Annotated in this window: 27 protein-coding genes, 1 tRNA gene and 1 other annotated feature; of the genes, 14 read left to right on the top strand and 14 right to left on the bottom strand. The window is 43.8% G+C overall.

Going from position 1 to position 26,875, the window contains the following annotated elements; all coding sequences use genetic code 11:
- Positions 1 to 80: 80 nt before the first annotated feature.
- Positions 81 to 1,268, bottom strand: a complete 1,188-nt coding sequence (locus tag P5674_RS05980) for a histidine kinase (RefSeq protein ID WP_006619251.1) — start codon at positions 1,266 to 1,268, stop codon at positions 81 to 83.
- Positions 1,269 to 1,559: 291 nt separating this feature from the next.
- Between P5674_RS05980 and P5674_RS05975 the strand changes: the two genes are divergently transcribed.
- Positions 1,560 to 3,107 carry a DUF2079 domain-containing protein gene (locus P5674_RS05975; RefSeq protein ID WP_081471263.1) on the top strand — a complete coding sequence of 516 codons (1,548 nt, stop codon included), beginning with the start codon at positions 1,560 to 1,562 and terminating at the stop codon, positions 3,105 to 3,107.
- Here the strand turns inward: P5674_RS05975 and P5674_RS05970 are convergent.
- Entirely contained in the window at positions 3,100 to 3,393 is a 294-nt protein-coding gene (locus P5674_RS05970; RefSeq protein ID WP_014274107.1) for a hypothetical protein, read from the bottom strand. The two genes, P5674_RS05975 and P5674_RS05970, sit on opposite strands and share 8 nt — an antisense overlap.
- Positions 3,394 to 4,041: 648 nt before the next feature.
- On the bottom strand, positions 4,042 to 4,512 hold the full coding sequence (locus tag P5674_RS05965) for a hypothetical protein (protein WP_006619248.1): 471 nt from the start codon (positions 4,510 to 4,512) through the stop codon (positions 4,042 to 4,044).
- Between the two features lie 151 nt (positions 4,513 to 4,663).
- Here P5674_RS05965 and glyQ point away from each other — a divergent pair, with 151 nt between their 5' ends.
- The 9 genes from glyQ to rplL all read left to right on the top strand — a co-directional run bounded on the left by glyQ (position 4,664) and on the right by rplL (position 10,104).
- Positions 4,664 to 5,545: a glycine--tRNA ligase subunit alpha gene (glyQ, locus tag P5674_RS05960; protein WP_006619247.1), complete on the top strand. Its 882-nt coding sequence runs from the start codon at positions 4,664 to 4,666 to the stop codon at positions 5,543 to 5,545.
- A 191-nt stretch (positions 5,546 to 5,736) separates the two neighbouring features.
- Complete coding sequence (rplS, locus tag P5674_RS05955) at positions 5,737 to 6,123, top strand: 50S ribosomal protein L19 (protein ID WP_006619246.1); 387 nt, start codon at positions 5,737 to 5,739, stop codon at positions 6,121 to 6,123.
- A 118-nt stretch (positions 6,124 to 6,241) separates the two neighbouring features.
- Positions 6,242 to 6,314 (top strand) — tRNA-Trp (locus P5674_RS05950).
- Between the two features lie 208 nt (positions 6,315 to 6,522).
- On the top strand, positions 6,523 to 6,747 hold the full coding sequence (gene secE / locus P5674_RS05945) for a preprotein translocase subunit SecE (RefSeq protein WP_014274106.1): 225 nt from the start codon (positions 6,523 to 6,525) through the stop codon (positions 6,745 to 6,747).
- The gene (gene nusG, locus P5674_RS05940; RefSeq protein WP_006619244.1) at positions 6,744 to 7,415 is read left to right on the top strand and encodes a transcription termination/antitermination protein NusG; all 672 of its coding nucleotides are present in this window, start codon (positions 6,744 to 6,746) and stop codon (positions 7,413 to 7,415) included. Before secE ends, nusG begins: the two co-directional genes overlap by 4 nt.
- A 3-nt stretch (positions 7,416 to 7,418) precedes the next feature.
- Positions 7,419 to 7,844, top strand: a complete 426-nt coding sequence (gene rplK / locus P5674_RS05935; RefSeq protein WP_006619243.1) for a 50S ribosomal protein L11 — start codon at positions 7,419 to 7,421, stop codon at positions 7,842 to 7,844.
- 96 nt (positions 7,845 to 7,940) lie between these two features.
- Entirely contained in the window at positions 7,941 to 8,657 is a 717-nt protein-coding gene (gene rplA, locus P5674_RS05930) for a 50S ribosomal protein L1 (RefSeq protein WP_006619242.1), read from the top strand.
- Positions 8,658 to 8,849: 192 nt separating this feature from the next.
- Positions 8,850 to 9,022 (top strand) — a sequence feature (ribosomal protein L10 leader region).
- A 60-nt stretch (positions 9,023 to 9,082) separates the two neighbouring features.
- Positions 9,083 to 9,652, top strand: coding sequence for a 50S ribosomal protein L10 (gene rplJ / locus P5674_RS05925; protein ID WP_006619241.1), 570 nt, complete (start codon positions 9,083 to 9,085; stop codon positions 9,650 to 9,652).
- 47 nt (positions 9,653 to 9,699) lie between these two features.
- Complete coding sequence (gene rplL, locus P5674_RS05920; RefSeq protein WP_006619240.1) at positions 9,700 to 10,104, top strand: 50S ribosomal protein L7/L12; 405 nt, start codon at positions 9,700 to 9,702, stop codon at positions 10,102 to 10,104.
- 40 nt (positions 10,105 to 10,144) lie between these two features.
- Here the strand turns inward: rplL and P5674_RS05915 are convergent, their stop codons facing one another.
- From P5674_RS05915 to gcvP, 4 genes are all read right to left on the bottom strand, one after another.
- On the bottom strand, positions 10,145 to 11,128 hold the full coding sequence (locus P5674_RS05915; RefSeq protein WP_231852067.1) for a serine hydrolase: 984 nt from the start codon (positions 11,126 to 11,128) through the stop codon (positions 10,145 to 10,147).
- A 173-nt stretch (positions 11,129 to 11,301) separates the two neighbouring features.
- Complete coding sequence (locus tag P5674_RS05910; protein ID WP_157888662.1) at positions 11,302 to 11,448, bottom strand: hypothetical protein; 147 nt, start codon at positions 11,446 to 11,448, stop codon at positions 11,302 to 11,304.
- A 249-nt stretch (positions 11,449 to 11,697) separates the two neighbouring features.
- Complete coding sequence (locus tag P5674_RS05905) at positions 11,698 to 12,870, bottom strand: WecB/TagA/CpsF family glycosyltransferase (RefSeq protein WP_006619237.1); 1,173 nt, start codon at positions 12,868 to 12,870, stop codon at positions 11,698 to 11,700.
- Between the two features lie 506 nt (positions 12,871 to 13,376).
- Positions 13,377 to 16,316 carry an aminomethyl-transferring glycine dehydrogenase gene (gene gcvP, locus P5674_RS05900; protein ID WP_315669859.1) on the bottom strand — a complete coding sequence of 980 codons (2,940 nt, stop codon included), beginning with the start codon at positions 16,314 to 16,316 and terminating at the stop codon, positions 13,377 to 13,379.
- A gap of 89 nt (positions 16,317 to 16,405) precedes the next feature.
- On the opposite strand from gcvP, the gene mtnA reads away from it, so the two are divergent.
- Positions 16,406 to 17,515 (top strand): S-methyl-5-thioribose-1-phosphate isomerase, encoded by a 1,110-nt coding sequence (mtnA, locus tag P5674_RS05895; RefSeq protein WP_006619235.1) that lies wholly within the window; start codon positions 16,406 to 16,408, stop codon positions 17,513 to 17,515.
- 14 nt (positions 17,516 to 17,529) lie between these two features.
- Here the strand turns inward: mtnA and P5674_RS05890 are convergent, their stop codons facing one another.
- Complete coding sequence (locus tag P5674_RS05890; RefSeq protein ID WP_006619234.1) at positions 17,530 to 17,913, bottom strand: hypothetical protein; 384 nt, start codon at positions 17,911 to 17,913, stop codon at positions 17,530 to 17,532.
- A gap of 41 nt (positions 17,914 to 17,954) precedes the next feature.
- Between P5674_RS05890 and P5674_RS05885 the strand changes: the two genes are divergently transcribed.
- Positions 17,955 to 18,233, top strand: coding sequence for a DUF6439 family protein (locus P5674_RS05885; RefSeq protein WP_006619233.1), 279 nt, complete (start codon positions 17,955 to 17,957; stop codon positions 18,231 to 18,233).
- Positions 18,234 to 18,263: 30 nt separating this feature from the next.
- Here the strand turns inward: P5674_RS05885 and P5674_RS05880 are convergent, their stop codons facing one another.
- The 6 genes from P5674_RS05880 to P5674_RS05855 all read right to left on the bottom strand — a co-directional run bounded on the left by P5674_RS05880 (position 18,264) and on the right by P5674_RS05855 (position 24,759).
- Positions 18,264 to 18,743: an ATP-binding protein gene (locus P5674_RS05880; RefSeq protein WP_006619232.1), complete on the bottom strand. Its 480-nt coding sequence runs from the start codon at positions 18,741 to 18,743 to the stop codon at positions 18,264 to 18,266.
- 629 nt (positions 18,744 to 19,372) lie between these two features.
- Complete coding sequence (locus tag P5674_RS05875; RefSeq protein ID WP_006619231.1) at positions 19,373 to 20,317, bottom strand: DNA cytosine methyltransferase; 945 nt, start codon at positions 20,315 to 20,317, stop codon at positions 19,373 to 19,375.
- A gap of 11 nt (positions 20,318 to 20,328) precedes the next feature.
- Positions 20,329 to 21,408 carry a HindVP family restriction endonuclease gene (locus P5674_RS05870; RefSeq protein WP_006619230.1) on the bottom strand — a complete coding sequence of 360 codons (1,080 nt, stop codon included), beginning with the start codon at positions 21,406 to 21,408 and terminating at the stop codon, positions 20,329 to 20,331.
- A gap of 85 nt (positions 21,409 to 21,493) precedes the next feature.
- Positions 21,494 to 22,390, bottom strand: a complete 897-nt coding sequence (recO, locus tag P5674_RS05865; RefSeq protein WP_006619229.1) for a DNA repair protein RecO — start codon at positions 22,388 to 22,390, stop codon at positions 21,494 to 21,496.
- 5 nt (positions 22,391 to 22,395) lie between these two features.
- Positions 22,396 to 23,082 carry a deoxyribose-phosphate aldolase gene (gene deoC, locus P5674_RS05860; protein ID WP_014274101.1) on the bottom strand — a complete coding sequence of 229 codons (687 nt, stop codon included), beginning with the start codon at positions 23,080 to 23,082 and terminating at the stop codon, positions 22,396 to 22,398.
- A gap of 87 nt (positions 23,083 to 23,169) precedes the next feature.
- Positions 23,170 to 24,759 carry a B12-binding domain-containing radical SAM protein gene (locus P5674_RS05855; RefSeq protein ID WP_006619227.1) on the bottom strand — a complete coding sequence of 530 codons (1,590 nt, stop codon included), beginning with the start codon at positions 24,757 to 24,759 and terminating at the stop codon, positions 23,170 to 23,172.
- A 190-nt stretch (positions 24,760 to 24,949) separates the two neighbouring features.
- Between P5674_RS05855 and P5674_RS05850 the strand changes: the two genes are divergently transcribed.
- On the top strand, positions 24,950 to 25,411 hold the full coding sequence (locus tag P5674_RS05850; protein WP_006619226.1) for a peroxiredoxin: 462 nt from the start codon (positions 24,950 to 24,952) through the stop codon (positions 25,409 to 25,411).
- Between the two features lie 124 nt (positions 25,412 to 25,535).
- Positions 25,536 to 26,705 (top strand): AbrB family transcriptional regulator, encoded by a 1,170-nt coding sequence (locus P5674_RS05845; RefSeq protein ID WP_006619225.1) that lies wholly within the window; start codon positions 25,536 to 25,538, stop codon positions 26,703 to 26,705.
- Positions 26,706 to 26,875: the final 170 nt, after the last annotated feature.

Raw genomic sequence — 26,875 nt, 5'->3', positions numbered from 1 at the left:
CTATTCATCCCCTCCCTGCAAGCGAGGAAGGGGAATTCCGCCACATTTTGTTAAATTGAACAAAAAATCAACAAGTTGACTTAAAAGGTAGGGTAAATGTCATAAACAGGTAGGGTAAAGTGAAAACAGCTACCGCCCATCGAAGAGGTAGAACTGACCCAAATCTGACCATAGTGAGCATGGATAATTCTCTGACACAGGGATAAACCAATACCATAGCCATCGAGGGACTCATCCCGTTCGAGACGGAAGTGATCCTGAAAAATGCGATCGCGATTTTCTTCAGGAATACCGGGGCCACTGTCACAAATACTGACCTGTATTTTTTGGGTAGTCCGATGCAAGACAGACACCCAAATAGTGCCACCCTCTGGGGTATATTTAATCGCATTATCCAACAAATTAACAATAACTTGACGAATCCGTTCGCGATCGGCATAGACATAAGGAGTATCAGTAGGTAAATCCGTTTTGAGTTCCAGAGATTTCGCCTGTAACTGATCATCAAACTCTGGTAGTATCTCCTGAAAAAATGCTAACAGTGACAATTGCAAAGGTTGCAGTTGTAACCGAGAACTCTGACCAGTAGCCGCCTTTAATATATTAGTAATCATCCTATCGATCTGACGGATCTGAGTACGAGCTTGTTTAATTAAGCGAGATTTGAGAGCCGGTGTAAATTTCTTAGAGTTAGGCGCTCCGGCGATTTGGCTATTTTCCAAAGTTTCCAAAGCCAGAGAGGCGGCGGTCAAAGGACTACGGAGGTCGTGGGCCAAAATTTCAATAATCCGATCCTTAAAACTTACCTGTTGTTGCAATTGTTCTTTTTCTTGCTTGAGGCGAAACACCTCGTCACTGAGTCGGATTAGTTCTGCAATATAGTTGAGGTCAGCAACAGAGCGATAATTTTTAACTGAACCTTTCGCCTCAAATGGCTGCTGAGTTTGATACTGTTCAAGAGATTGCTGCCACCGTAGCCAAAATTCATTAAGCTGCTTAACAATATCAGTACCCGCTAGAATATGTCGGGGTGAGGGATGAATTTTGACCAAAGCCGGGGTGGCAACTAACTTAAAGTGTTCAGCCAGATAGGGCTGCTCTCCCACATCAATAATTTGCAGATCAAATCTGTCCTCAGATTTAAGGACTTCGAGATATTCACATATTTGTTGGACTTGCTCTCTGGAGCTAGGGCGACCATCGACAAACAGCAAAAGCTGTAAGCATTCTTCAGAGTTGGTCTTGCTATGGGTAGTTCCGACTTCCATGAATGACTTTCAATGGGGACAAAAGACCTGATCAATTCGACACTGCTGCTGGAATATGAAGAGCTAGGGGATGATACTAGCGCTTACTGGTTGACTCAATTTAATATCTGCTTTAGATTCTAGCCTGTGATTTGACATCATGGCTAATCAAGTTGACCCCTATCTGCCGTAAATATGAGATATTAATGATTTGAGCTAATTTAAGATGGAGTGGTTATCTTGGTCAACTGGCATAAAAACCCGTCCCTGAAACTGTTGCTAGGTAGTGCGATCGCATTTTGGGGCATCTGTATGGTTTTGTTACTGCACCGCTACTTCACCTTTTATGCTTCCTATGATCAGGGCATTTTTAACCAAGTCTTCTGGAATGGTATCCACGGCCGTTTTTTTCAGAGTTCCCTATCTTCCGCCCTGTCTACTAATGTTGTCCACCAAGGCCAGTTCCCCGACGTTTCCTATCACCGCCTCGGACAACACTTTACCCCCGCTTTGCTCCTATGGCTACCCCTGTACGCAATATTTCCCTCTCCTGTCACCCTCAGCGTCTTACAGGTCACTTTGGTAACTGCTGCGGGTTTAGTTCTTTACCTCCTAGCCAGACAATACTTAGAACCGCCTCTATCTGCCTTAATTGTAGTTAGTTTTTATGGCGCTAATGCAGTTATCGGTCCCACTTTAGCTAATTTTCACGATGTCAGCCAAATTCCTTTATTTGTGTTTACCCTTCTCTTGGCTATGGAGAAAGGTTGGTGGTGGTTATTCTGGATATTTTCCGTTTTGATTTTAGGGGTGCGAGAAGATGCTGGCGTGGTTTTATTTGGCGTGGGAGTTTATATGATTCTCAGCCACAGATTCCCCCGCCGTGGCTTGATTGTCTGTGTTCTCAGTTTCGGTTATATGCTGGTTTTAACTAATCTGATTATGCCCTTGTTTTCGGCGGATATCTCCCAGCGGTTCATGATGGAACGCTTTGGTCAATACGCCGAGGGAGATGAAGCCTCGACTTTACAAATTATTTGGGGGATGGTTAGTAATCCCTTGCGGTTTATTCAGCAGTTATTTACTCCCTTTGGTCGCACTATTACATATCTTTTGGGTCAATGGTTGCCTTTGGCTTTTATTCCGGCGATCGCTCCCGCTTCTTGGATGATTGCCGGCTTTCCTTTATTAAAGTTGTTTTCTGCTCAAGGAATGTCCGTTTTAGCTATTACAATTCGCTACGCCATGACCGTAGTTCCCGGATTGTTTTATGGTAGCATTTTGTGGTGGGCTAAACAACAAGAAAAATCCCCAGAAGCTGAGTTACCTTCTCCCAAATTTCGCCGTTTTTGGGTCGCTTGTATCTGTCTGTCTTTGATATTTACCATCACTTCTAATCCCAATCGAACTCTGTATTTTTTAATCCCTGATTCCATTCAACCCTGGGTTTATGTTTCTTTGACTGAACAATGGCCACGGTCTCAAAATATGCGATCGCTTTTAGCCGAAATTCCCCCTGATGCTAGTGTGGCGGGAACTACTTATTTAATTCCTCATTTATCCAGTCGCCGCCAGGTTCTACGCTTCCCTCTGTATCAATTAATCAATGATCAGGGTCAGTTGGTGGCTATGGATTATATTATTGCTGATTTGTGGCAACTTCAACGCTATCAGGTCGCTTTTAGTGGCGATCGTGATGCTTTACGTGCGATCGTAGAAACTACCGATCGCTTGACTTCTACTCAAGAATATGGTATTTTACAGTTCGATAATGGCTTGCTTTTAATGCGCCGGGGTTTTCCTTCTGACCCTAATGCTATGGAAGCCTGGGGGGAATTTCGACAAGAGGTTATTAGTTAACTCTCCGACAAAGATACTCCCCAAAACTGTGGGGTTGAACTTTACTCTGTTTTCCGTCTGAACTCACCCGCAGGCGATCGCGACAATTATAAATCCACTCTCCCTGCGCTACCCCGTCAATACTCAATTTCGCCCTATATTCCCAATGGTATTTGGCGCTGCGTTTGATGCTAATTATACATATCTGGTGATGATCAAACATTCGACATATCCCAGCTTCTGAAACTGGTGCGATCGTCACTGACAATAACCCAAACAGCACTAAACCTAAGACTAAAAATCTCATGGCTTCTGTCTCATTCTCCTCTTACAACCACCCCTTAACTCCTTAGACTATCCTATACCCTGATTGGGGAGGTATGCACATAATGTCTATTTTGTCAAGACACTGCTTTGGGACTTCCCCCAATTCCCCGAAAATTCGTGCATCGACATTTTTAAATTTTTACCAGATAATATTAATTTTAACCATTGGATAGGGGTTACAGAGCTTTTTTTTGCACCAAGACACAAGAAGCCCTTGGAAGCCATTTCCTACATGGTAGCAAAACCCCTATAATCTCGTCAAGTATTTGCTAGTTATTATCAATAAAAACTTATTAATTCTTAACAAACTTTATAAAATCAAAACTATCGCCAGCCATACATTAGCTAAACTTAACTAAATCCTCCCATTTAGGCCAAAGTTAGTGTTACCTAAGATACGCCAAACCGACAATTTCAACTATTGAGTAGGAATTAGTGAAGTAGCCAAAAAGAGAAACCGGGTTAGTAGCCGAGGGTATCCGAGGCTTTGGCTTTGGATCTTGCTGGTCTGACAGCACATCATCGAGCATAGCTATAGTATCCTCAGAGGTTTTTACGAGGGTTATATGGTAGATATTTGCGGCTTATTGATTAATAGTATTAGCCGCCAATTTAGGCAAGATAATTGTCAATCTAAACGGAGCGCCCCAGTCGGTAAATCGCCGCCATGACGCTCAGTAGTAAAGGACTCAATTCTGCCTTCAAAAGAATTAAAAATAACCCGAATCTCATCATAGCCCACAGCAGTAGAAACCCCTCTAGGTGTACGACAATTAACCTGAAGTAGCCAGCGAAAACCATCCACATCCTGATAATAACTTTTGCCACAATCAAAGCCAATAAAGCCTTCGATCGCCAATTGATTTAATCCGGCGATTCCCATAGGGCTACCAAGTATGGCATCAATAGTATCACGGGTTTCCTGTTGATTGAGCCTGCGCCATACTATATCGCTGCTAAGATTCTGAGCCAGGATGATATCCTCGGAAAAATCAAGGTTAATTTGACCATGAACCGGACTCGCAAAAGTTGCGAAAAATCCCGCCAGCCCTAGCATTTTTAATGCCTTAACAACAGATAAGTAATGTGTAGCAGACATAATTTTCTCTTCCAGTAATTGTTACCAGACCCATCTTATCATCAAAGCAACAATAGCCTAGGGAAAGTATAGGTAAGTTGGCAATTGTGAAATAATGAGGATGATATTTGATAGAATTGTGGCGGACACCTTAGCCATCAATAATTTACCAGTGAACTTTCAATCAGTTATTGCCACCCTGAACCAATTTTGGAGCGATCGCGGTTGTTTAATTGCCCAACCCTATGATACCGAAAAAGGGGCAGGAACCATGAGCCATCATACATTTCTACGGGCGATCGGTCCAGAACCTTGGTCTGTGGCCTATATAGAACCCTGTCGCCGCCCTACAGATGGACGTTATGGGGAGAACCCTAACCGTTTTCAACATTATTATCAATATCAGGTGCTAATCAAGCCTTCTCCCAACAATATCCAAGAGATTTATTTAGACTCTTTGCGGGTACTAGGAATCAATCCCGAAGACCATGATATTCGGTTTGTTGAGGATAACTGGGAGTCCCCCACTTTGGGTGCTTGGGGTGTAGGTTGGGAAGTGTGGTTAGATGGTATGGAAATTACTCAGTTTACCTACTTCCAACAATGCGGAGGAATTGATTGTCGTCCGGTTTGTATTGAAATTACCTATGGATTAGAAAGGCTGGCGATGTATTTGCAAAATGTAGATGCGATCGTCAAAATTGCTTGGACTGATGAGATTAACTATGGTGATATTCATCTACAAGGGGAAATAGAACAATGTACCTACAATTTTGAGGCATCTAATCCGGAGTTACTGTTTAATTTATTTTCGTTGTATGAACAGGAGGCGGAACAGTTAATTGAGCAAGGTTTAGTTTTACCGAGTTTAGACTATGTTCTCAAGTGTTCCCACAGTTTCAATTTATTAGATGCTAGGGGGGTAATTGCTGTGACTGAACGCACTAGATATATTGGCAGAATTCGGACTCTGGCGCGCCGGGTTGCTCACTGTTATTTAGAACAACGAGAAGGTCTGGGTTTTCCTCTGCTAAAATCTTCTCAAGCCGCTTAAAATTCCTCCCAGTCATGGCTTATGGGTATAGGTATACAGACAAGCCGTGCCTTGTCCCTTCCCTTCCCTACTGTTAATTTCATGGTGCAGGGGGTAGGGGTTGATTTGAACCGGGGGAATCGTTGTCGGTTAGGTTGAAAAAATGACCAAAGGATGTCATAATGAGAGATTGTGAGTTTTAAACGATTGCCATGCAAGCCCAGGAAATTATCCGCGCCATTGAGCAAGAAGAGATCGAAAGTGTCAAAACCAACGTCCAAAAAGAAAGTATCCCTAAAATCTATGTGGGAGATACGGTGAAAGTCGGTGTCAGAATCACTGAAGGTGGAAAGGAACGGATCCAGCCCTATCAAGGGACGGTAATCGCTATGCGTAATGGTGGTATCAACGAAACTATCACCGTCCGTCGTATTTTCCAGGGGGTTGGGGTAGAACGGGTGTTCTTGCTTCACTCACCCAGGATTGCTAGTATTAAGGTAATCATGAGAGGGAAAGTCCGTCGGGCTAAATTGTACTATCTTCGCGATCGCGTTGGGAAAGCGACGCGGGTTCCTCAGCGTTTTGACCGTCCTCTGTAAGTCCCTTGTGGTGAAGGTTTCCGAGCAAAACTTGAAATTTCCCAACCAAGCACTTGCATTGTTCAAAACACCGTGCTATACTAGCAAACGCATGTGGCATAAAAGCCCCATGCTGGGTGCGTCCTTAGTTCAGTTGGTAGAACGCAGGTCTCCAAAACCTGATGTCGAGGGTTCAAGTCCTTCAGGGCGCGTTAACTAAGCAAAAGTAAACCGGGTTAAGTTGTTTTTAACCTGGTTTTTGCATAGGAAAGCTGCCGAGCGAGACGAATCAACTACAACTGAAAAAGTGTTATGGGATATTTAATTATTGCACTGAGGATGTTATGATAAGTAGTTTGAGCCAGCGTGCGGCAGTTGTTAAAATCGACTGTTAAGTTAAAAATCACGAGGGGGAAAGCTGTGTCAAAGAAAGAAGAAGCAGGGATTCAGGAAGTCCCGAAGGGGTTTAGTGTTGGTGGTTTTTTGAAAGGAACCAAGGAAGAACTAGATAAGGTGGTCTGGCCAACTCGTCAGCAACTGCTGAGTGAATCGGCGGGAGTCTTATTAATGGTAATGCTTTCAGCCACACTAATCTATTTAATAGATAACTTCTTTCGTTGGTCGTCGGGGCAGGTATTTGGATGACTTTTGGATCAGATGAGTCAGAACAACTCAATGCAATGTCTGAAATAGACAGTGAGTCAGAATATGCACCAGGACAAGTTCGCTGGTATGCTGTTCAGGTGGCATCGGGCTGTGAAAAGCGGGTGAAACTGAACTTAGACCAACGGGTTCAAACTCTGGATGTGGCTGACCGGATTCTCAAAGTGGAGATTCCCCAGACTCAGGCGATTAAACTCCGTAAGGATGGTAGTCGCCAGCATGGTCAGGAAAAAGTATTTCCGGGCTATGTGTTAATCCAGATGAAACTGAACTGGAATAATGAGTTAAACCAGTGGGATGTTGACGATGAGGCTTGGCAGGTTGTCAAAAATACCCCTCATGTGATTAACTTTGTCGGGGCAGAGCAGAAACGTCACTCCGGGCGAGGGCGGGGCCATGTTAAACCCCTGCCATTAAGTCCATCAGAAGTTGATCGGATTTTCAGACAAACCCAGCAACAGGAAACTGTTGTCAAGGTAGAGATGGCGAGTGGGGATCATATCCTGGTGCTATCTGGCCCGTTCAAAGACTTTGAAGGGGATGTCATTGAAGTGAGCCCGGAACGTAATAAGCTAAAAGCCTTACTGTCGATTTTTGGACGAGACACGCCAGTGGAATTGGAGTTCAATCAGGTTGAAAAGCAGGGCTAACAAATGGCAAAGAAAGTTGTAGCAGTTATCAAGTTAGCAATTAACGCAGGAAAAGCTAACCCAGCTCCCCCTATCGGCCCAGCTTTGGGTCAGCATGGGGTGAACATCATGATGTTTTGTAAGGAGTATAACGCCAAAACTGCGGATAAGGTGGGTTTGGTGATTCCGGTAGAGATTTCGGTTTATGAAGATCGAAGTTTTACTTTTGTCCTCAAAACTCCGCCAGCGTCAGTGCTAATTAAGAAAGCGGCCGGAATTGAAAAAGGTTCCGGTGAACCGAACCGGGTTCGAGTGGGAACAATTAACCGCAGCCAGTTGCGAGAAATCGCAGAGGTGAAAATGCCTGACCTGAATGCGAATGATGTGGAAGCTGCCATGAAGATTGTGGAAGGGACAGCCCGTAATATGGGTATTGCTGTCTCGGATTAACTTAGGTAGCTAAGAAAAAAATTTGAGCCAACCCAATTGTTGAATTGAAATATTGGGGGAGAAGTGTAACTTCGTTATTGACCCCAGGAGGAAATCATGACAAAAAAAGTATCGCGTCGATTACAAGAACTTCAACAAAAGGTTGAAGATAGACTTTATGAACCCCTAGAGGGCTTGACACTACTCAAGGAAACGGCAACTGCTAAATTCGTGGAGTCGGTGGAAGCTCACATTCGTCTTGGTATTGACCCTAAATATACCGATCAGCAACTGAGAACAACGGTTACACTGCCGAAAGGAACCGGACAAGAAGTGCGGGTGGCTGTTTTGGCTAAAGGTGATAAGGTGGCTGAAGCCCAAAGCGCTGGGGCGGACTTGGTGGGGTCAGATGATCTGATCGCAGAAATTCAGAAAGGAATGCTGGATTTTGACAAGTTAATCGCTACACCGGATATGATGCCCCAGGTGGCTAAGTTGGGTCGTTTGTTGGGTCCAAAGGGTTTGATGCCTTCCCCCAAGGGTGGTACGGTGACTATGGATTTGACTCAGGCGATCGCTGAATTTAAGGCAGGAAAACTGGAGTTTCGGAGCGATCGCACCGGGATTGTCCACGTGATGTTTGGAAAGGTATCTTTCTCAGCGGAAGACCTGCTGGTTAACCTGTCGGCGTTACAAGAATGTATTGACCGTAACCGTCCCTCTGGGGCTAAAGGTCGCTATTGGCGGAGTGTTTATGTCTGTAGCACTATGGGTCCAGCGATTCAGTTAGATATCAATGCTTTGCGGGATCTGAAAATCGCGGAAGCTGCATAGGGAAAGGGAATCTGTGAGCTACAGAAACTCGAAGAAGTAGACAGGGAGAGGGAGGGGAGGAGGTTGGTACTCAAATCTCATCATCCCTACTCCCTGCTGCTGATTTCCCGAAAAATAACTTTTTGCTTGACAAGATACACGAACAGTGTAATAATGTTTAATTGTGCAATTAAGCACTGTAGCCCACTTATAATTCTAAAGATCTGATAACCGAAGACAGCAGGCGCAACTGGCTTAATATCCTGCCGAGGTTAAGGTATTAAAGATTTTAACGGTGAATTAAAGGCTAATTATGCCTTGAGTTCTAACGGATAATTTTTATTCCTTTACCCGGCTTGATGAATTCCGGGTTTTTTAATGCCAATTTGTCTTCTGTTTCACCCATTAGGGATTGGGCGTTCATCAAACACGGAGGTTCAACAGGAATGGGAAGAACCTTAGCCCAAAAGGAAAAGATTGTTGTAGATCTCCAGAAGCAGTTAAGCTCGGCTCAACTGACTTTGGTGATTGACTATACTGGGCTGTCTGTTTCCCAAATTACTGACTTGCGGAACCGCCTTCGGGAAACCGGTAGTGTCTGCAAAGTCACAAAAAACACCTTGATGCAGAAAGCCCTTGAAGGGGATGACAACTGGAAAGCGATGGAGAAATTCCTCAGCGGTAGTTCAGCGTTTATCTTCATTCAAGACGATTTAGGTGCTGCGATTAAAGCGTATCAGGCTTTTCAAAAGGAAAGCAAAAAAACTGAACTACGCGGCGGGGTGATGGAAGGTCGGGCTTTGAGTCCTGATGACATCAAAGCTATTACAGAACTTCCCACCAAGGAAGAACTCATTGCTCGTATCGCCGGAGCGATCAACTCTATTCCTACGAAGGTGGCGGTTGGAGTCAATGCAGTTCCCACGAAACTGGCGGTTGGTATCAAAGAAGTTCCGGCTTCTCTGGTGCGCGCTATCAAGGCTGTATCCGAAAAAGACGATTCCCAGGCGGCTTAGATCGCTTTTCAATTGCTTGTTATTTATTACTTGTTGAGGGTTAACCCATGTCTGAAAAAACTGATCAAATTTTAGAACAACTCAAATCTTTGAGCCTGTTAGAAGCATCTGAGTTGGTTAAGCAAATTGAGGAGGCTTTTGGTGTTGATGCTTCCGCTTCTGCTGGCGGCGGTATGATGATGATGGCGGCTCCTGGTATGGCGGCTCCTGGTGCTGAAGCGGCGGCGGAAGAAGAGAAAACTGAGTTTGATGTAATTCTGACTGAGTTCCCCGCTGATAAGAAAATCGCGGTTCTGAAGGTGGTTCGTAGCATTACTGGCTTGGGTCTGAAGGAAGCTAAAGACTTGGTGGAAAGCGCTCCTAAAGCTATTAAGGAAGCTACCACCAAAGAAGATGCGGAAAGCATTAAGAAACAACTGGAAGAATCTGGCGCTAAAGTGGAAGTTAAGTAATTCTCTTACTACTAACAGGACCCTCCTCTCAATTAATTAATTAATTAAGGGGAGGGTTTTTTAGTTGACTGGGTTCGGTGGTGGGGTTAAAAACGCTAACTTCTTTGGGGGTGAGGTTTTGGGGGGTTCTATGGAGGCGATCGAAAATGTGGCGGGACATTTGAGGAAATATGTCTTGATCTTGAGAGTAGGCGGGATCGTTGGCGAAAATTGCTAGAATATAAATGGTCTGATCATCTAGGGTTCTTACAAAAATCACTTCTTGGCGTGAGTAGCTGGTATAACCAACTTTGGAGCCAAAATATATATCTGTGGGTAATGATTGACCTAAAAATCCTTCGATGAACTGACGATCGCTTTCCTCAAAAGTTTCGGGATTTAGATCTCGGGTGAGAAGGTAAGCCATTTTGGTGCTGGCTATGGGAGAAACGGCTTGCTGGGTGTAAATTTCATACATTAACCGCGCCGCCTGGTCTGTGGTGATTTGGTTTCCATTAACTAGGTCTGGAGTTTGCTTTAATTGCAGATCTCTACCTGTGGGTGTTTCTTGTGAGTTGTCGATGGGATAATTTTTCATGCTGAGAATGATTCCAGCATAACCAGCTTGTTCAAAGAATTTGTTAATCTGACTGCGTTGGTTTAGCCAAGTTGTTAAGTCTTTTCCGGTTAAGGCTTCCCCGGAAGTGCTTTGGGTAATAGCATCTACAATTTCACTGGCTGATTGATTATCGGAAATGCGAATCATTTGGTTGAGGTGGTCATGAAATTTCGATTCATCCCTAATTGACCCACGTTCAACTTGATCAAAAAAGCCCACTAACCAAAATAACTTGGCAACGCTGGCGGGAAACCTTAAAATTTGGTTATTGTATCCCGCTTTGTAGTGCTTGCCGGAATCGCTAACATCTACTAAGGTGATCGACAGTGCTTCGGTGGGGAATCCTTTGTTTTTGGCGATCGCTACTGTTTCATTAACGATCGCCTGTAGTTGTGCTTTACTATCCCAGTTGGGTGGTGAGTGCACATTATAACCGCTTTTTATTTCTTCTGTTGATGAGATTTGATCCACTTTTGCGGTTGATAGTTTCACTACTAGGGATCTTACTATCGACAGCATACCCCACCCCAAAGCGAAAGCGATCATCACTAACAATAACAGCCGATCATACCGTAACCTTGGCAGAGCCTTAACATTACTCATAATCCGATTGTTTTTATGGGAGTTTCCCCGTCGGCGAATGTAAACCATTTTCTCAGCATTGACCACAATATCTCAGCATACACAGCATACCTTAACCCAAGGCGATCGCTACCACAGAAACTTCTAATTGTTGATTTTTTCATCAATTTTTAAAAAATGGCCCCCCTAATTTAGCGCCGGGGGTTGACAAGTCCTGGGAACTAATGATACTATCAAGGTAGTAAGTTACACAATGAAAATCTGTCTCAAAATAAAAAAGTTAGCAATATTCCCATTATCTAAAATAGTATCACAGCCTCCCCAAAAAAGCAACCACCTCCCCCCAGAGGAAATTTTTTGTAACATTTCTTAATTTTTCGTTACAAAACTTAACAGAGGGGTTGATTTTCAGTTCAAAGCAGCATTTCGGTCTGTGACTGGGTGAGATAGGACAAAATAGAATCAACAGTTTGTTGCTTGAGCCATCTTTTCTGGACTGCAAGTTCGCCAAACCTGAGATATTTTTGCTGTTGTTCAAGCAAAATCAAGTTAATTTGTTGATCATCCAAAAGCATAGCCTGTTTGAGGTAATAACCCAAAGGTTGCCTTTGTTGACTCCCACCAATTTGAGGTAGCTGCTCGGCAAAAAAATCCACGGTTTCTTGACGTAGCCAACCCAAATCTGTGACAATTTCACCAAAGCGGAGATTGTGCCTTTGGTCTTGAATTGCAAGCACCCGTTGTACCTGAAGTTCATCTAATAAACCCGCATCCTGAAGTATTTGTCCCAATAGAGGCATTTGCCAATTAGGGATAGCCATGTCTCCCAGAGAGCTAAAGGGGGAATGATAAAGGTTAAGTTTTTGTTGCATGAGTAGCAGGAAAAAGGGCATATCTTCAATGAGATAGCGCTTCCAGAGGCGCAGTGGTTCAGATACGAGTCTGTGTAACCACTCCAGACCGGCTTCACTTATCCACTGAGGTGAACGGGGTTTTTCTCCGGCTTCAAAATCAATAGTCGCGCCAATAGCTAAGAAGATTTTGGCATGGTTGAGTTTATCCTTATGTTTCATAATCCACTTTTCTTGTTTGGGAGCGCCGACCCCAATAGCGAGAACAGAGGCTTTTGAGTGATTAATGCGATCGACAATGCGTTGACATTCAAGTTCGTCTTTTTCAAAGCCAAAGGGTGGAGAGTAGCAGTCAACGACCATTTCACGGCCGACTTTTTCATTGATTTTTACTTTCGCCCTAGCGGCTACACCTTCAGCGGCACCGAGTAAAAATATTGTAATCTCTTCACAATCTCGGTAGTAATTATAGAAGGCGGGAAATAGGTCAGAGCCTGATATTTTTTCGGTAATTGGCTGGTTGAGAAGACGAGAAGCATAATAGACAATCTGACTATCACAGACGCGGTAATCGGACTTATTATAGATGTCATAAAATTCTTTGTCTTTCTGCAATCGCATCAAGTGATCGACATTAGGAGTGAAAACAATACCGCCACGTCTCCCAAGTTCTTCTAGGAGTTGTTCGGTGGTAATATTGTCAATACATATATTGAATAACTTAACTTCGTTCATGATATATGTACCGTGTTTTTACAGTTGTACCAAAAACCAGATGATAGATGGTTTTGATGGAGTTTTTGTTAGGTGTCAGTGGGCTGACTTGTCTGTAACACTTAATGAATGAAACTTAGCACGAATACCTCGGCATATTTTGGTCAACTAAGTTGCACTGAACTACTGCCAATTTTGATTTTGCTAAAAAGAAGGATATAGTAGGAAAATGGCTGGTTTAGTGACAAGTAAATCAAACTATCATGGGGATTTCACGCTGGAGGTGAAACGATAAAAACCACCCAGCAGCCAGTGCGGTGCTAAAACCGAATCCCTTGGCTGAGGCAGTTAACCAGATCATAAGGGTGAATAGCCTATAAAATCAAGAAGATTATGTAAACAATTAAGAGGCTATTGTAAAGCTTTAGTGAAGCTGGAGGGTAAAATCTCGATCGCCTTGAATACAGAAACCGGGGGCTGTATCAGGTAGATCAGCCCCATGGTTGAATTAGAGAGAGGGTTATGGCTTAATCCTGATAAGCGGTCATAGGCGCACAGGAACAGACAAAATTGCGATCGCCAAAGGCATTATCAATGCGACCCACAGGCGGCCAATATTTATAGTCACGAGTCCAAGCGGCGGGATAAGCGGCCACTTCCCGGGAGTAGGGACGATTCCACTCACCCAAAATCAGAGATTCTGCGGTGTGGGGGGCTTGTTTAAGGGGGTTATTTTCCCGGTCAAACTCCCCGGACTCAATGGCAGCAATTTCCTGACGAATAGCAATCATAGAGGCACAGAAACGATCCAACTCATCGAGGGACTCACTTTCTGTAGGTTCCACCATCATAGTACCAGCTACCGGCCAAGAAATAGTAGGGGCGTGGAAACCGTAATCCATGAGTCGTTTAGCGATATCATCGACATCGATATTGGCGGATTTTTTAAGCGATCGCAAATCCAAAATACACTCATGGGCAACTGTACCATTGTTACCCTTATAGAGAATCGGATAAACCCCCTGTAGGCGACGCGCCATATAATTAGCATTGAGAATGGCGACCTCCGTAGCTTTTTTCAAGCCAAACGCGCCCATCATAGCAATATACATCCAGGAGATGACCAGAATACTAGCACTACCCCAAGGCGCAGCCGAAACCGCGCCGCCTTTGGGAGTTTCCCCCATATCCACGACACAATGACCGGGTAAAAACGGTAATAGGTGTGGCATCACCCCAATGGGACCCATTCCCGGACCACCGCCGCCGTGGGGTATACAGAAAGTTTTGTGCAAATTCAGGTGACAGACATCAGCGCCAAAATCTCCGGGACGACATAACCCCACCTGTGCATTCATATTAGCACCATCCATATAGACCTGACCCCCGCAGCGGTGGATGATGTCACAAATATGGCGAATACCGTCTTCAAACACGCCATGAGTTGAGGGATAAGTTACCATCAAAGCAGCGAGTTGGTCTTGATGCTGTTCCGCTTTTTGCTGCAAATCATCAATATCAATATTACCCTGACTGTCGCATTTAACAGGTACAACTTTCATGCCACACATAACGGCACTAGCGGGATTAGTACCGTGGGCAGATTCAGGAATTAGACAAATATGGCGTTGATTTTCTCCTCGGCTTTGATGATAACCACGAATTGCTAATAAACCTGCGTATTCCCCTTGAGAGCCAGCGTTAGGCTGTAGAGAAATACCAGCAAATCCGGTAATTTCTGCCAACCATTCCTCAAGCTGTTGGCACAAAATCTGATAACCCTGAGTTTGAGATTTAGGTGCGAAGGGGTGCAACTTGCCAAACTCCGGCCAGGTGACGGGAATCATCTCGGCGGTGGCGTTAAGTTTCATGGTACAGGAACCGAGAGGAATCATAGAGGTAGTGAGGGATAAATCCCGACTTTCTAAGCGGTGTAAATACCGCAATAATTCGGTTTCTGAGTGATGGCTATTAAAAACGGGGTGAGTTAGGTAGGCAGAAGTGCGAGTTAAATGGGGGGGAATGGCGGATTTTATGGCAAGTTCTTCTAAGCCAAAGTGTAGGGGTTTACCCATGGCAAAAATTTCCAGCAGATTAATAATATCTGCGGTGGTGGTAGTCTCATCTAGGCTGATACCAATAGAGTTATCGGCTATTTGTCGTAGGTTAATCTGGCGGAGTTGGGCGAGGGTGATAATTTCTGATGAGGATATATCGCCTAATTCCACTTGTAGGGTATCAAAAAAGTGATGATTGGCGATCGCATATCCCAGCTTTTGCAAACCCGTCGCCAACACCAGAGTTAACTGGTGGATATTCTCAGCGATCTGTTTTAAGCCTTGTGGTCCATGATATACCCCATACATACTAGCAATGACAGCTAACAGAACCTGGGCGGTACATATATTACTGGTGGCTTTATCGCGGCGAATATGTTGTTCTCTGGTTTGGAGGGCGAGTCGGAGGGCGGGTTGACCCTGGCTATCAATGGAAACCCCCACCATACGACCAGGACAGGACCGTTTAAAGGCGGATCTGGTGGCAAAATAAGCCGCATGGGGCCCCCCATAACCTAGGGGAACACCGAGGCGCTGGGTGCTTCCTACGGCGATATCAGCGCCTAATTCTCCTGGGGGTGTAAGTAGGGTAAGGCTGAGGATATCTGCAGCCATGGTAATAATGGCTTTATGGTTATGGGCCGTTTGGATAAATTCCCGATAGTCGTAAATTGCGCCATTAGTGGCGGGGTATTGCAATAAAGCCCCAAAAATTGGCTCGCTAAAGTCGAAGGTGCGGAAATCTCCAATAATGATTTCAATACCTAGGGGTTTGGCCCTAGTTTCTAGGACATCTATGGTTTGAGGGTGACAGTCTTGGGAGACAAAAAAGTGATGGGCTTTGGCTTTGCTAATTCCATAACTCATGGTCATGGCTTCGGCGGCGGCAGTTCCTTCATCGAGAAGGGAGGCATTAGCGATTTCTAGCCCGGTTAGGTCGATAACGAGTGTTTGAAAGTTTAGTAGGGCTTCTAAGCGTCCCTGGGCGATTTCGGCTTGGTAGGGAGTATATGCGGTGTACCATCCCGGATTTTCTAGGATGTTCCGTTGGATGATGGGGGGGGTTATACAGTCGGAGTAACCCATACCGATAAAAGAACGGTAAACCTGATTTTTACTGGCAATTTCGCGGAGTTTGACTAAAGCCTGATGTTCTGTAAGGGGGGCGGGTAGGTTCAGGGGACGGTTTAAACGAATGCCTTGGGGGATGGTATTATCAATCAGGCTTTCTATACTGTTGTATCCGATCGCTGAGAGCATTTGTTGAATTTCAGCGTCATTGGGGCCGATATGTCGGTTGAGGAATTGATCGGCGGGGGTTCTATTGATGTGACCATCACGGGGATGGCTGAGATTCGATGTACTATGGTTTGGGGATTTGGTGGGACCGGGTAAATTGATATCCAGCATGAAACTCCGACTGATTCAACAAAGATCATTTAAAACAGAATCATCAAATTGTAGTCCCATTATCCCGGAATGGGTATAATGGCGGCTTGATGGAAAGTGTACAACAGATGATCGCTGGTGTTGGCTATGATAAAGTGACATTCTCTATGGAAACTAAGGTTTATCCGGTTATTTGGCATGAGGATCGCGTCTTACTAATTGACCAAACTCGCCTGAGTCATGAGTATGCGATCGTGGAAATTAAACGCTATGAAGATATGGCTAGGGCGATCGCTACTATGATTGTCCGAGGGGCTCCGGCTATTGGTATTGCGGCCGCTTATGGTATGTATTTGGGGGCGCGGGATATTCAAAAAAGCGATCGCCATGGGTTTTTGGCGGAACTTGAAGGAGTGGCGAAGATTTTGGGGAATACTCGCCCCACGGCGGTAAATTTGTTTTGGGCTATTGAAAGAATGCTGAAAACCGCTAGGGAAACTTCCGTTTCTGTGTCGGAAATTCCCCAGGTGCTATTGGCGGAGGCTCAGAAAATTCAAACGGAGGACTTGAATACTTGTCAGGCGATCGGAGATCACGGACTGGCGGTTTTACCGAAAACTCCCGAACAGCTTAATATTTTGACTCACTGTAACACGGGATCTTTGGCTACGGCGGGTTATGGTACGGCTTTGGGGGTCATTCGATCCTGTAAGGCGGCGCAACGGTTGGGACGGGTCTATGCTGATGAAACTCGCCCTCGTCTACAGGGAGCCAAATTAACTACTTGGGAATGTGTACAGGATCAGATCCCGGTGACTTTGATTGCCGATAATATGGCCGCTCACTGTATGAAGTTGGGGTTAATTCATGCGGCGATCGTTGGTGCCGATCGCATTGCGGCTAATGGAGATACCGCTAATAAAATTGGCACTTATAATGTGGCTTTGGTGGCTCGTGCCCATAATATCCCGTTTTTTGTCGCCGCTCCTCTGTCTACGGTAGACTTTCGATTGCAGAGCGGGGAAGGTATCCCGATTGAGGAAAGAGACCCCAAAGAAGTTTATCAGATTGGCTCGACTACTATTTGTCCCCCAGGTGTGGAGTTTTATAATCCGGCTTTTGATGTGACTCCGGCTGAGTTAATTACGGCAATTATTACTGAACATGGGGCTGTAGCGCCTGGAGATCTCAAAAATCTTATGGTTCATCAACCCTCCTGAATGTGTTGCTACCTCTAACCAGAACAGGATTTGAGCAGCCAACCAATTACTACCCCTAGTCCCCCAAAACGGACCGCTTGCCAAAAGGGTTCTTTGAGGCTACCCCAGGTAAACAGGCTGCTTTCTAAGTTGAGTTCTACGGCTTCTAGTTCCTGGGTAAGCTGTTTTAATTCTTCCTTGAGTTGTTGGGATTTGATCTGCTGGAGTTGGGGGATCACTTGGTCGATGCGGTTTTTCAGCTCCGCTTGACGTTGGCGATCGCGCTGAATTTGAGCTATCCTCTCTTGTATAGTGGCGATCGCTTTCGAGGCTGATTCGAGGGCTTCTTCGATTTCTTCCTGGTCCCGATTCAGTTGAGAATCATTGGGGTTCGGTTGGGATGAGGTATTTCTTGGCATAATGATTAGAAAATGCTCCCAACTTCAAATATAAAATCACCATGAGTCATTCTAGTTCAACCCAAATTGATAATGCCGAGACTTTGCAACTAGCCCAGAAACTGGCCGAACATTTGGCTATTTCTGAACGGGACTGGCATCGCCTCAAATCAAATCGTAATGCTCGCGCTCGGGAACAGGTGGCGGCGGCTTTGATTTTTTTGCTCAAGGATGAACCATCTGAGGCTATGCCTAGATTACAACAGGCGATCGGTTGGTTAGATCGGTCGATTTCTGCACCTCCGTGTCCTACTCATGGCTCTAAATCATCCTCCAAATGAGTTGTTTAATCAAATATCCCACAGATAGCCCTACCAGCCTCGACTAGACTGTGAGAGAACCGGGATCTCTTTACTTAGGATTAGTTCGGTTCCATCTTGGTTCCACTCCACGCGATCGAATATTTGCTCAAGAATATACAATCCTCGTCCGCATTCATGTTCATCATGGGGTAGTGCAGGGTCATCCCAGCAGTTATCATTAGTTTCCACTGCTGACAGGTTACATTCACAGGAGGGGGGTTTAAATCCCCCTCCTTGGTCTGATATCAACCACCAGAACTGATTATTGATGATCGCAAAACGAACGACAACCGTTTTGCTGGGATCTAGCTTATTGCCGTGTTTAGCAGCATTAACTAGGGCTTCTTGTAGTCCTAGTCTGATTTCATCTTGGCACTCCGACGGGATTTCGGCGAGAAGTAAATCCAAAATCGATCCCAGATAGAGTGTAGAAGCAAAGCTAATTGTGACCCAGTTACGTTTAACCGGACGCGATGATATGGCAATCACTTAGAAAACTCCCAGGCTTTCAGGTGAACTATTTCCACCAACTGCATAGTTGTGAATACTCCACTTATGTTGAATCAAGTTGTTGTTTAAGTTTAAGTACCCGTCCCTAAATTAATATTAGCAAAAAAATCCGTCAAATGCACATTTCCTCAAAAATAATCTGCAATTGTCTTTAAATCTAATGATAGTAACAAGGACTCATTGCCTGGTTTGGCCAATGTGGTCCTTTTGACCCCACCCCCGAATATGTTTTGCATTAGGGTATTGTCTATTCCTTAGTTATCATTATTAATTATCTTCGGAGATCACCCTTTTCATAAATCAGTGATTGGGGATCAACATTCCCACTGGTGGCAGCCCCTGAGAATTGATATCCTAGATATAACTGATCCGCCATAATCTACTGTATCATCAGATACCAAATTCCCAATTTTAGCGATCGCCTCACTGCATAAATCTAGTATTTTGTCAACCCCATGCACGGAATAACTAGGATTTTCAAGACGGGCCAAGATTATACCATAGTTAATGACAAGTTAATCATAATTTTGTCCCCCCCACATTTATGATATAACTTCCCGTTAATTTATTGACACCAATTAGTAGGGGAACAATTCAATAGCCAACTGTCAATTAAAGAGGCTAAGTTGTATATAGGAATCGTGAGACCCAACGTGATTATAACCATCTTCAATATATTTAAGAAGAGAACCTGCCACATATTCAGCTAATTTGACGGGAACCGCATTGCCAATCATCTGTTCTAAGTCGGATTTACTCCCCTCAAATTTAAAAGACTTAGGAAAGGTTTGGATATAACTTCTTTCCATAGTTGTTAGTGGTCGTAGAGAGGGATTGAGGTCACAGGCATCGCCTTGATGTTTTTGATAAGTTTTAGGGATAGGTCGATTTACACCTCGCACTGTTGGACTAGGTTCATAGATACTAAAAATTCCTCGCCTTTGATAACTTCTTGGGTGCCGATAAAAATACTCAATTCCCAAACTCAAACCTAGATAATCAAAAACTGTCATCGGCTTGGAGGCATAATTTTTGAACAAATAAGGTTCTAAAGCATTGTCTTTTCCTTCTAGTTCACCGATGAGAAAATATCGTTTTCTGGCTTGTGGAACCCCACAATAACTAGCATCAAGAACTGATGCAGTTAAACCATAGCCACTGTTTTTTAAGATTTGCCAAGTCACTTTAAGAGTTTGAGTCTTGGTGATTCTCGAAACATTTTCCATCACAAAAAATTGAGGCTTAATAGAAGCAATAATTCCAGCAAAATTGATAGTTAAGTTAGCACGCCCTAAACTTTCATCCCTTTTCCCCGCGCTGGAAAAATCTTGGCATGGAGGGCCACCAATAATGACTTCTGGTTTCCACTCTCCTAGAGTATTTATAACGCTTTCTTTGGATAAATCAACTTGAAAAATGGGATGGCTGAAGTTACGTTGATAAACTTTAATGGCTGGCTTCCATATCTCGAATGCGGCTTTCATGTCAAATCCAGCATTTTGAAATCCCAAAGATAATCCACCACATCCAGCAAACAAATCTATAGTTCTCATAGTTCACAAATTTATGGTAAAAATAAATCCGGTGAGTTGTATATTATAGCATCAAACCTTCTTTCGGGACTCAGTAAATTTTGACCGTCTCCTAAAATAATATTTTTGATTTCCTGCTTGAGGATTCTTGGTTTTCGTAAATACTCTGATTTCATATATTCGTGAGTTATTTTTCCATTAACTGCAAATGCTTTATCATTTTTGGTATTGTATGAGCAAGAATCAATAATGCTTACATAGTCAAATAATCCTCGATCAGCAAAATCACTTAACATTTTATATAGCCAAATCACTGTTCGTGTATATCTGGAAATTTTGATAATTTTACCAAAGGTTTTTATTTCTTGTTTGGCTAAATTGACAAATAATCTACTAAAGCAAATATCACTCCAAATAAATACATCTAAACAGTTGGTAGACAATTGGGGAGACTTTCCCTGAGTTTTCCAAATTGGCTGCATTAAAAATGGCTTTTGACCTAAAACAATATGACTCATTAAGTTATCGATCGCTTCTATCATAGTTGAAACATAAGGGATTACTGATAGGGGTTCTGTCCAATCTAAATCTTGTGGAAATGTTAATTTTAGTAATTCCGCTATATTAGTTCCTTGTTGCCGAAGAGTAGAGGCTATGCTACAGGCTAAATAAACAATAGTATCGGGTCGTACTACAATTTCACAGCCGTACTCATTTTCAGGTAGTTCGCAAGTTGTATTATCTGGTAATGCGGTCAGTTTAATTTCCATAGGACGCAAACAAAGTCCGTTAGTTTGGGTAACTAAATCAACTCTGGGAAGAGTACCAATTAAATATTGTTGATAGGGTGTAAATGGTGATTCAAAAGCATAAAATGCTAGATCGGATTGGGGATTAATACCAAAAACATCTTCGGTGGCAATCTTTGTATGTTCAATCTCTAAGTTAGAATTTACTTTAATATATATATTTTCAAGATTGATATCATGCAAATAGCAACATAAAGCTGTCGGAAAAGATGAATTAAAACAATTTTTTCCCCAGGCTTTTTTTTGTAAAAAATCTCGATTAGAATATCTGATACCAAATAATCCAGGCTGCTTTTTAACCATTTTTATCATGCTTGAGTTGTTTATGCACAATATAACAAAAATTTACCCGCCACCGCTACAATAATTAATCAATCATCCGTCCTAGTTATTTACAACAATCACTAGGGGAACAATTCAATAGCCAACTGTCAATTAAAGAGGCAGATTGAATCGAACGAGCGAACTGATATTCAGCATAGCGACGCAGTATTTTTTCCACGGTTATCCAAGCTGAGGGTTGATAGGTGTTCCAGATATTAGTTAATTCTGATTGGGCTAAATGTTGAAGAATGGCTAAGGGTTCTGCTGCTATGCGGGCATCAATTTTGATAGATATTTCCTCAGTTAGATAATCTCCAGATGCTTCGGAAACTGAGGATGATTGATGGTCATTATGTTGGCTTTGAATGCGGGATAATGCGGCTAAATTAATAATACCGCCAGCCGCTAAACTGAACCCTACCAACCAATTAGGGTCGCTTAAATTAGGGTTTAAAGGATGTTGAGTTAGACAACATAACTGGACCTGGGGAGCAATTCCCGCCCAAGCTAAGAGGTGAAAAATTCCATGAGTTAAACGGGCGACTATATCGATCGCATTTTCTTCTGTAGAGGTATTAGGGAGTTCTTCTAGGCGGTCTAAATGTTCTGACAATAGCAAAAATAGTTCCGGTTGAGGTTGTTCGCTCAAGGCTTGACTAAGAACCAATTCAGCCAAATATTGACCAGCGGCTAATTTACCCAAATTTTTAGCGAGTCCACTATGGGAATTGATAATTTCCGCCTGGGTAATTTTATCAAGCGATCGCCCTTTCGCAATTAACCACTGATTAACCACAAATAAACCCGTAGTCCCCCCCAAACGCGATCGCGATTTTCTCGCCCCCGGTGCTACCACTCGCATCAGACCAAATTCTGGTGTTAAAATAGTTAATAGGCGATCGGACTCTCCCAGAGGGATCGCCTTTAAAATAATCCCAGTAGCTTTATAAGTACGACTCATTAATCCTAATTTTCTTGGTTGAGTTGATGTCCACCGTTGCGGATAATCTGCACCCCTCCAGAAGTACCTAAACGGGTCGCCCCCGCCTTCCAAAGTGCGATCGCCTGCTCATGGGTGCGAATACCTCCAGAAGCCTTAATTCCCACCTGAGACCGCGCTACTTGCTTGAGTAAGCTAACATCCTCGACCGTCGCACCCCCATAATATCCCGTGCTAGTTTTCAGATAAGAAACCCCCGCATCAATAGCCAATTCCGCCGCCAGACGTTTTTCTGCGTCTGTCAAAACTGCTGTTTCCAAAATGGCTTTAACCACCACTCCTGTTTCCTCGCAAATTTCGGCTAATTCCCGGTTTAACTCATTAGTTTTTCCCGACTTTAACCAACTTAAATTAATCACCACATCCAACTCAGTCGCCCCATTCTCGACCGCTTCTAAGGCTTCATACAGTTTCACGGCGGAAGTATTAGCACCACAGGGAAACCCAATTACAGTACAAACTTTAGGCTTTTTATTTTGCAGGAGTTCCCGCGCCAGTTTCACAAAAGTAGGGAAGATACAAACGGAAGCGAAATTATATCGATCCGCTTCCTCGCAACACTTTTTAATTTGTTCATCATCAGCCATCTGATTTAATAAGGTATGGTCAATTAGGGGCGCAATATCAATATCATCGTAAGATTCTCTCATCATAGGATTATCTGATTCAGTCTCATATATTTAACTTAATTTTATTCAAGTGATAATAGGGAGCAAATTTGCTCCCCATCACTAATTATTTCAAGCTGTAACTTCTGACAAAAGTTCGGCGGGCGGCAATTCCGCCGACTCCACTTTTTTAAAATTCTCCAGTTGTTGAGTAATTTCAGCAGTTACGATGTCACGATATTCGAGGAAATGTTCATTGTGGGCGCAGACCGTTAAATAATGTTCCCAAACCGCCGGGTTATGGCGGAGAATACCAAATAAATGATGCCAGAATTTCCAACGAGTCGATCGCTTAATTCCTTGTCGCCAAATAATAATTGCCAAAGCCCGTAAATCCACAAATTCAGGGGTTTTAAAAGGGGTTTTACTGCGAGGTGCGCCTAATTTCAGGAAACAGTTATAGGTTCTGTCCAAATAGCGATCGGGTTCATAGAGAGTCCGAAAAGCCTGGATATATTCGGCGGCAATTTCTTCCACCGGACGAGTCGGAATAAAGTTCATTAACATGGTTTGGTTAGTAGCGTGTTGGCTAATGTTTTCCCGATCCGCTAGTAACCGTCCTTCTTTGTCCAACCGATGCCATAATCCGGTATTGGGAAGGGCTTGTAACATCCCCAACATCGCAGTAGGAATACCCGCCTGATCTACAAACTCAATCACCCGGGAAGCCGCCCCAGATTTTTCACCATCAAAACCGATAATAAATCCCGCCATGGGTCGCAACCCCGCCCGGATAATTTTATCAACCGATTCGCTTAAAGAACTGCGGGTATTTTGGTATTTCTTAGTTAAAGCTAAACTGGCTTCGTCCGGGGTTTCAATGCCTAAAAATACCGCATCAAAATTACAGTCAACCATCATATCCATGAGTTCTTCATCGGCGGCTAAATCCACTGATGCTTCTGTATTAAATCGGAAGGGATATTGATGTTCAATTTGCCAAGTCTTGAGGGCTTTTAGCAATAACTTAACATTGCGTTTATTGCCGATAAAATTATCATCGACCATAAACACTCCCCGCCGCCATCCTAATTCATAGAGATAATCTAATTCTTTGAGGAGTTGTTCAGGATTTTTGGTGCGGGGTTTGCGCCCGTAGAGTACAATGATATCGCAAAATTCGCATTGGAAGGGGCAGCCACGGGAAAACTGGACGGACATGGAGTCATAAGCATCTAATTCCAGCAGATCATAACGAGGAACTGGAGTAGTGTTAACATCAGCTTTATCTGGCGATCGGAAAGTCCCACTGGTTTCTCCCCGGTTAATGGCGGCGACAAATTCGGGTAAGGTTATTTCGCCTTCGTCTAGGATTAAATAATCGGCTTCCGCTGCAACTTCACCAGGGACTGAGGTGGCATAAGGTCCACCAACGGCGACGGGTTTACCCCGGCGTTTGGCTTCCCGAATTTGTGCCAGCAGATCGACTTTTTGGACGATCATGGCGGTGAGAATGACTAGATCCGCCCATTCCCATTCGGCTTCGGTGACGGGTCGGATATTGCGATCGACTAGCTTAAATTCCCATTCTTGGGGCAAAATTGCGGCTACGGTGATCAGCCCTAGGGGAGGTAACAGGACTTTGCGATCAACCAGTTCCAGAATTTTGTCGTAGGACCAGAAGGTTCTAGGAAACACTGGATAAATTAGTAAAACTCGCATTTAATCAATACCTCATTGGTTTAATATGGCGATCGCTTTTGGTCGCGGAACTATAGGATGATGCGGCATCGAACCTGGGGTAATAGGTTTGGGCTAATTAGGTTTCCGCAGGATAGATTCCGCGATATCATAACAAAGGCACACAAAATTTAACATTTTTGCTAAAGTTAAGTTACAGGATATCGCAAATATGCCAGTTCAAGTTGGAGACCTCGCCCCCGATTTTACTTTAACCTCCCAGACCGGGGAATCGGTTAGCCTCAAAGATTTTCGGGGTAACAAAGCAGTAGTGCTTTATTTTTACCCTAAAGATGATACCCCAGGATGCACGGCGGAAGCCTGTGCCTTTCGGGACAGTTACACGATTTTTCAGGAAACTGGGGCGGAAGTTATCGGAGTCAGTGCGGACTCCCCCGATGAACATCAGAAATTTGTCGGTAAGTATAATTTGCCTTTTACTCTGTTAAGTGATCAGGGAAATCAGGTGCGGAAATTATACGGAGTTCCAGCCACTTTATGGATACTTCCCGGTCGGGTGACTTATGTAATCGATAATCAGGGGGTAGTCCGACACATTTTTGATTCCATGTTGGATTTTAAAGGTCATGTGGATGAAGCCTTAAAAACTTTGCGTTCTATGTCTGCTGTCTAGGTGGACTTGGGGCAAAATTATGGCGGGCTATAATGCCCGCCCTGGCATAATTCGTATTTATTAAAATCTCTATTCTCAGCTTGTCCATACTTACATTTAACCCTTCTATATACCTAGTCATGAAATGAAAATTAATAGCTCTGCTTTGATTACCATGCCATTGGCGGCACATCTTGATTTTTCCAGGCATGAAAGTTGGGTTAAAATGTTACTATTGAATGGGAAAAAAGTCGGGGTTATCCTAATTCAGATGACGATCGCCATCATGGCGGGATGGCTTTTAACTTCCTTAAATATGCCAGTCGGATGGCTTCTCGGTCCCATGATTGTCGGGATTTTATTAGCCCTAATTTGGCAGAAGTCTACACCTTTACCCAAGTCCTTTAACCTTTTAGGACAGGCGATCGTTGCTTTAACTACTGCTACTAGATTTTCCCCGGAAACTTTGACACTCGGTAAAACCTACGCTTTACCCCTATTAGGTTGTATTGTAGTAACAGGTGCCATGAGTGTCTGTAATGGCTATCTATTATGGCGGTGGGCGAAAATCGATCGCACTACCGGATTTTTAGGTTGCATTCCTGGCGCAGGTCCTAGTTTAGTAGCTATCAGTGAACAAATGGGTGCTGATGCGATCGCCGTCGCCGTCCTCCAATATATCCGCATTCTCCTAGTCGCTTTAATTATCCCCACCCTAGCTAGTTTCTGGTTTGCTTCCCCTGGGGTTCAGGAAATGCCATTAGTCCTCTCTCCCCTATCTACTTCCCTATCGACTCCCCCCCACGCCCCAGCTTTCCTTAACTGGCTAATTCTCTGCGTCTGCGGTGGTTTGGGAGTGTGGCTAGGACCTGTGCTGCGGCTTCCTTCTTCCCTATTTCTCGGCCCTTTTTTGGCGGGATTAATTGGCTTTTGGAGTTTACCTTATACCTTTGAAATGCCACCCCTAGGCTTTACTGCGGGGTTGGTATTAGTGGGACTCGGTACGGGTCTCAAATTTGATGGTAACACCGCCAAAAAGTTAATTAAAGCCGTATTAATTGAGTTAATCTTAGTATTAGTTTTAATTGGAAGCTGTTTAGGAGTTGGATATATATTCCATCTAGTTACTAAAGTTGACACCATGACCGCTATTTTAGGGTCAACCCCCGGCGGCATTACAGCTATGATAGCCACAGTCCTACAACTAGGGGGAGATTCCGGCTTGGTCATGGCTATGCAAATGACCAGAATGCTATTAATCCTGCTAATTGTACCCTGGGTTTTACAGCAGATGATGATTGACAAAAAAGGATAATCGACTATCCACACATATCATGTAGGGGCGGGTTCGCCTATATCCTCCCCTCCTAGGGATAAGATAAATCAACCCGCCCTCTGAGGGTTCGCCTATATCCTCCCCTCCTAGGGAAAAGATAAATCAACCCGCCCTCTGAGGGTTCGCCTATATCCTCCCCTCCTAGGGAT

Origin of the sequence: Limnospira sp. PMC 289.06, from assembly GCF_032350395.1 — a bacterium.
Taxonomy (GTDB): Bacteria; Cyanobacteriota; Cyanobacteriia; order Cyanobacteriales; family Microcoleaceae; genus Limnospira; species Limnospira platensis.
Note: the sequence above shows the minus strand (reverse complement) of the source record. Positions and strands in the feature narration are given on the sequence as shown.